The organism is Pseudomonas putida (assembly GCF_001941965.1).
In the GTDB taxonomy this organism is placed as follows: domain Bacteria; phylum Pseudomonadota; class Gammaproteobacteria; order Pseudomonadales; family Pseudomonadaceae; genus Aquipseudomonas; species Aquipseudomonas putida_L.
In genome coordinates this window covers 1-4,628 of the sequence record NZ_MKZO01000062.1, presented here as the reverse complement: position 1 = coordinate 4,628, position 4,628 = coordinate 1, and the positions used below count along the sequence as shown (strand labels likewise).

Here is a 4,628-nt window from a genome sequence, read left to right as displayed (position 1 = left end):
CCAGCTTCTTCATGCGATACAACCGAGTCAGGCTCCACAGCCACAACAATTACTTGTCGCCGATAGCTATGGAGCAGCAGGCGGCCTGATCACCGTAATCGGTGTCCGGAAAAACTTGACCAGAACAAGCCAGCTCCCACAGGTCCAGCGGTGCACGCGATACCTGTGGGAGCTGGCTTGCCAGCGATGAGGCCCTCAAGAACACCCGATTATCAGTGGTCCGAAAGTGCCCTCGCCACCGCATCCAGGTTGGATGAATTAAGCCCGGCCACACACATCCGCCCACTGCGAATCAGATACACCCCGTGCTTTTCCCGAATCCGATCCACCGCCTCGGCACTCAACCCGGTATAGCTGAACATCCCCCGCTGGCGCAGCAGATACCCGACCTCCAGCCCCGGCTCGATCCGCTCGAACAACGCCCGACGCATCGCCAACATCCGCTCGCGCATGCCATCCAGTTCACTGCGCCACAGTGCGCTCAACTCACTGTTGGCAAAGATCGTCGCCACCAGTTGCGCGCCATGCCGCGGCGGATTGGAATAATTGGTCCGCACCGTCCCCTTCAACTGCCCCGCTACCCGCGCGGCAATCGCCACGTTGTCGCAGACCACCGACAACGACCCGACCCGCTCGCCATACAGCGAGAACACCTTGGAGAACGAGTTGCTCACCAGCCCGGTGATCCCGGCCCGCGCCAGGGCACGGATGGCATAGGCATCCTCATCCAGCCCCTGCCCCAACCCCAGATACGCGGCATCGAGGAACGGAATCAGGCGACGCTCGTGGAACAGCGCATACAACGCATCCCAGTGCTGCGGTTGCAGGTCAACCCCGGTCGGGTTATGGCAGCACGCATGCAGCAACACGATGCTGTTGGCCGGCAGCCTGGCGAACACCTCCAGCATTGCGGGGAAATCCACCTGCTGCCCGGAACCATCCAGGTACGGATAGCGGTTCACCGCGAACCCGGCCCCCTGGAAGATCGCCAGATGGTTGTCCCAGGTCGGATCACTGACCCACACCTGCGAGTCCGGGTAGTAACGCTTGAGAAAATCCGCCCCGACCCGCAACGCCCCGGAACCGCCGACGCTCTGCAGGGTGACAATGCGCTCGCAATCCGCCTCGGCGAACAGATAGCCCTGCACCGCCCGGCGAAAGTCCGGCAGGCCGTCCATGGGCAGGTACAGGTTGGCGCTTTCCGCCCGCGTATCCAGCAGTGCCCTGGCCTGGCGCACCGACCCCAGCACCGGCACCTGGCCCGCGTCGTCGTAGTAGAAACCGATGCTCAGGTTGACCTTGTCCGTGCGCGGGTCGCGCTGGTAATCGTCCATCAGCGAAAGGATCGGGTCGCCGGGGTACGTTTCGACATGTTCGAACATCAGGTGCGCCTCAGTTGAAGGTCGGGTGAAGGAATTGCCACGGGCTGCTGTCGCTGCCACGGGGCACGCTGACTTCGATCAGCACCGGGCGATCGGCAGCGAAGGCCTGTTCCAGCACCGGCCGCAGCTGTGCGGGCGAAGCAACACGCACCGCCTGCACGCCAAAGGACTCGGCAAAGCGCACGAAATCCGGGTTGACCAGTTCCGAGCCAAGCAGGCGCCCGCCGAAGCTCTCCTGCTGGTCGCGGTAGACGTTGCCGAAGGCGTTGTTGTTGAACACGATGGTCACCAGGTTGAGCTGGTACTGCACCGCCGTCGCCAGTTCCTGGGCGGCGAACATGAAGCCGCCGTCGCCGCAGATCGACACCACCGCCTTGTGCGGATGGGCCGCTTTGACCCCTAGCGCCGTGGGGAAGCCGAAGCCCAGGGTGCCCTGGTGCCCGGACGTGACCAGGGTGCGCGGCTGATACACAGGGAAGCCGAAGATCGAGGTGAAACCAACCTGGGAAATCTCCTCGACGAAGAAGCCGTCCCGTGGCAGCACCTCACGGATCACCCGCAGGTAATCCAGTTGCGGTTGCACGCATTGGATCGCCTGCTCCGCAGCCGCCTTGGCCTCGGCGATCTCGCTGTCGCGACGACGCGGCGGACCGACGCGCAGCACCGCCTCGGCCAGGGCGCTGGAACCCTCGGCGGCATCCGCCAGCAGGTTGACCTCCGAAGGGATCCGCCGCACCTCCGCCGGATCGATGTCGATGCGGATCAGTTTCAGCCCGGCCGGGCGATGGCGCCAGCGGATATCCAGGAGCTCGAAGCGCGAACCGATCACCACCGCCACATCGGTCTGCGGCCATAGGCGCGCACCGGCAGCGACGGTAAAGCCCAGCGGATGATCATCGGAAACCACACCGCGTCCGCCACGGAAACTGACCACCGGGGCACCCAGCACTTCGGCAAGCTGGCCGACTTCGGCACTGGCCTCCAGCGCACCGGAGCCGACGAAGATCATCGGCGCCTTCGCCCCGGACAGCAGCTTCGCCGCCCGTTCCAGCGCATCGGTATCCACCGGCGGTTTGGCCTGCAACGCCAGCGGCGCCTGCATGCGCACCGCTCCACCACGGGTGAAGAAGTCCCACGACGCCTGCAACGACACCACCCCTGGCCGCCCCGACTGCATGGCCTGGAAGGCCTGGGCCACCTGCCACGGCGCGTCCGCCGGCTGTTCGATATGGGCTGCCCATTTGCCGATGCCCTGGAGGATTTCCAACTGGCGCGGCAGTTCATGCAACTGGCCGCGACCGCGGTCCTTGAAGCCGCTCATCACATCACCGGTCAGGGCCAGCACCGGGGCATTGCAGCCGTGGGCGGTGAGCATGGCGGCACTGGCATTGAGGATGCCCGGGCCGGGTACCACGGTGAACACGCCGGGGCGGCCGGTGGAGCGGGCATAACCGAAGGCCATGTAGGCGCTGGTCTGTTCATGCCGGGCGCCAACGGTGCGGATGCTCTCGGCGTTGCGCGCCAGGGCATCGGTCAGGCCGTAGATCTGCGCCCCGGGCAGGGCAAACAGGGTATCGACGCCATGCACCTTGAGGCTTTCGACCAGGGCTTCGCCGCCCGTGAGCTGTTGAACAGCGGGGAGTTGGGATTTCATCATCATTTCCTGTTGCGGATTATTCGAAACGCAGCGCGCCGGACTTCATCGCGTGATATTTGCGGTAACTGCCGTAGATCAGCAGCAACCACAGCGGAATCAACCAGACCGAAATACGCATCGACGGAATAAAGGCCATGATCAGCATGATTCCAAGGATGAAGGCGATGCACAGATAGTTGCTCAGTGGAAACAGTGGCGAGCGATAACCGGTGCTCTCCCCCGCTGCAACTTTCGCCCGGCGAAACTTCAGGTGGGTATAACTGGTGAGCATCCAGTTCATGATAGTGGTGGCAACGACCAGGGCCATCAGCAGTTCAAGAGTGCCGTTGGGCGACAGCCAGTTGAGGATCACCGCCAATGCCGTGACCGCGGCGGTGACCAACAGGGCATTGACCGGCACCCCGTTGCGATTGAGCTTGAGCAGGGTTTTCGGTGCATGGCCCTGCCCGGCCATGGCATGCAACTGGCGCACGGTGCAGTAGACCACCGCGTTGTACACCGACAGCGCCGCCGTCAGCACCACCAGGTTGAGCACGTGGGCCGCCGCGCCGATGCCCAGCAGATCGAGGATTTTCACGAAGGGACTGGCGCTGTAAGGGTCGCCGCCGGCCGACAGCGAGGCCACCAGCTCATCCCATGGCGTCAGGGCCAGCAGCACCGCCAGGGCGCAGATATAGAACAGGCCGATACGGTGCAGCACCTTGTTGATCGCACGGGGGATGGTGCGTTGCGGGTCCCGTGCCTCGCCGGCGGTAAAGCCGATGAACTCCAGGCCACCGAAGGCGAACATGATCAGCGGCAGGGCCAGGATCAACCCACCGAAGCCATTGGGCACAAAGCCGCCATGGCTCCACAGGTTGCTGACCGCCGCTCCCGCAGGCGGGGTCGGCCCGAACAGCAGCCAGGCCCCCAGGGCGATCATCATCACCACTGCCGTGACCTTGATCACCGCGAACCAGAACTCCGCCTCGCCGTAGACCTTGACCGCCAGCAGATTGAGGCCGTTGATCAGCACGAAGAAGAATGCGGCACAGGCCCAAGTCGGGATTTCCGGCCACCAGAACTGCACGTACTTGCCCACGGCGGTCAGCTCGGCCATGCCCACCAGGATATAGCCGGCGGTGTAGTTCCAGCCGGCCAGGTAGCCCATGAAACCGGAGCAGTACTTGTTGGAAAAGTGGCTCAGGGAACCGGAGACCGGCTCGTCCACCAGCATCTCGCCGAGCTGGCGCATGATCAGGAAGGCGATCAGCCCCGCCATCGCATAGCCCAGCAGCAGCGAGGGCCCGGCCAGTTTCATCACCCCGGCGCTGCCGAGGAACAGGCCGGTGCCGATGGCGCCGCCGAGGCCGATCATCTGGATATGCCGGTTGGACAGACCCCGCGCCAGGGCGGGGTCGGCATCAATGTTTCTGCTCATCGTCTTTATTGTCCGTATTGTTTTTCAGGCACGGCATGACCCCAATGTCATCAACCTAAGCTGCAGCCCTGCCCAAGGCAAGCCCCCCGAAGCAGCCAGCCGCCATGGCCGTCGGGCGATGACCAGGCCTCTGCCGCTCAATCAGGCGGTCTAGCTGGGCTGGCGGTGA

3 protein-coding genes are annotated in these 4,628 nt (G+C 64.1%); all 3 read right to left on the bottom strand.

Features of this window, described 5'->3' with window-relative positions; genetic code table 11:
- Positions 1-212: 212 nt before the first annotated feature.
- Genes PSEMO_RS27380 through PSEMO_RS27370 form a run of 3 tightly spaced genes read right to left on the bottom strand, consistent with a single transcriptional unit; the run spans position 213 to position 4,459 of the window.
- Entirely contained in the window at positions 213-1,382 is a 1,170-nt protein-coding gene (locus tag PSEMO_RS27380) for an amino acid aminotransferase (protein WP_075806017.1), read from the bottom strand.
- Between the two features lie 10 nt (positions 1,383-1,392).
- Positions 1,393-3,036: a thiamine pyrophosphate-dependent enzyme gene (locus PSEMO_RS27375; RefSeq protein WP_075806016.1), complete on the bottom strand. Its 1,644-nt coding sequence runs from the start codon at positions 3,034-3,036 to the stop codon at positions 1,393-1,395.
- A 19-nt stretch (positions 3,037-3,055) separates the two neighbouring features.
- Positions 3,056-4,459, bottom strand: coding sequence for an amino acid permease (locus PSEMO_RS27370; RefSeq protein ID WP_075806015.1), 1,404 nt, complete (start codon positions 4,457-4,459; stop codon positions 3,056-3,058).
- Positions 4,460-4,628 lie beyond the last annotated feature (169 nt).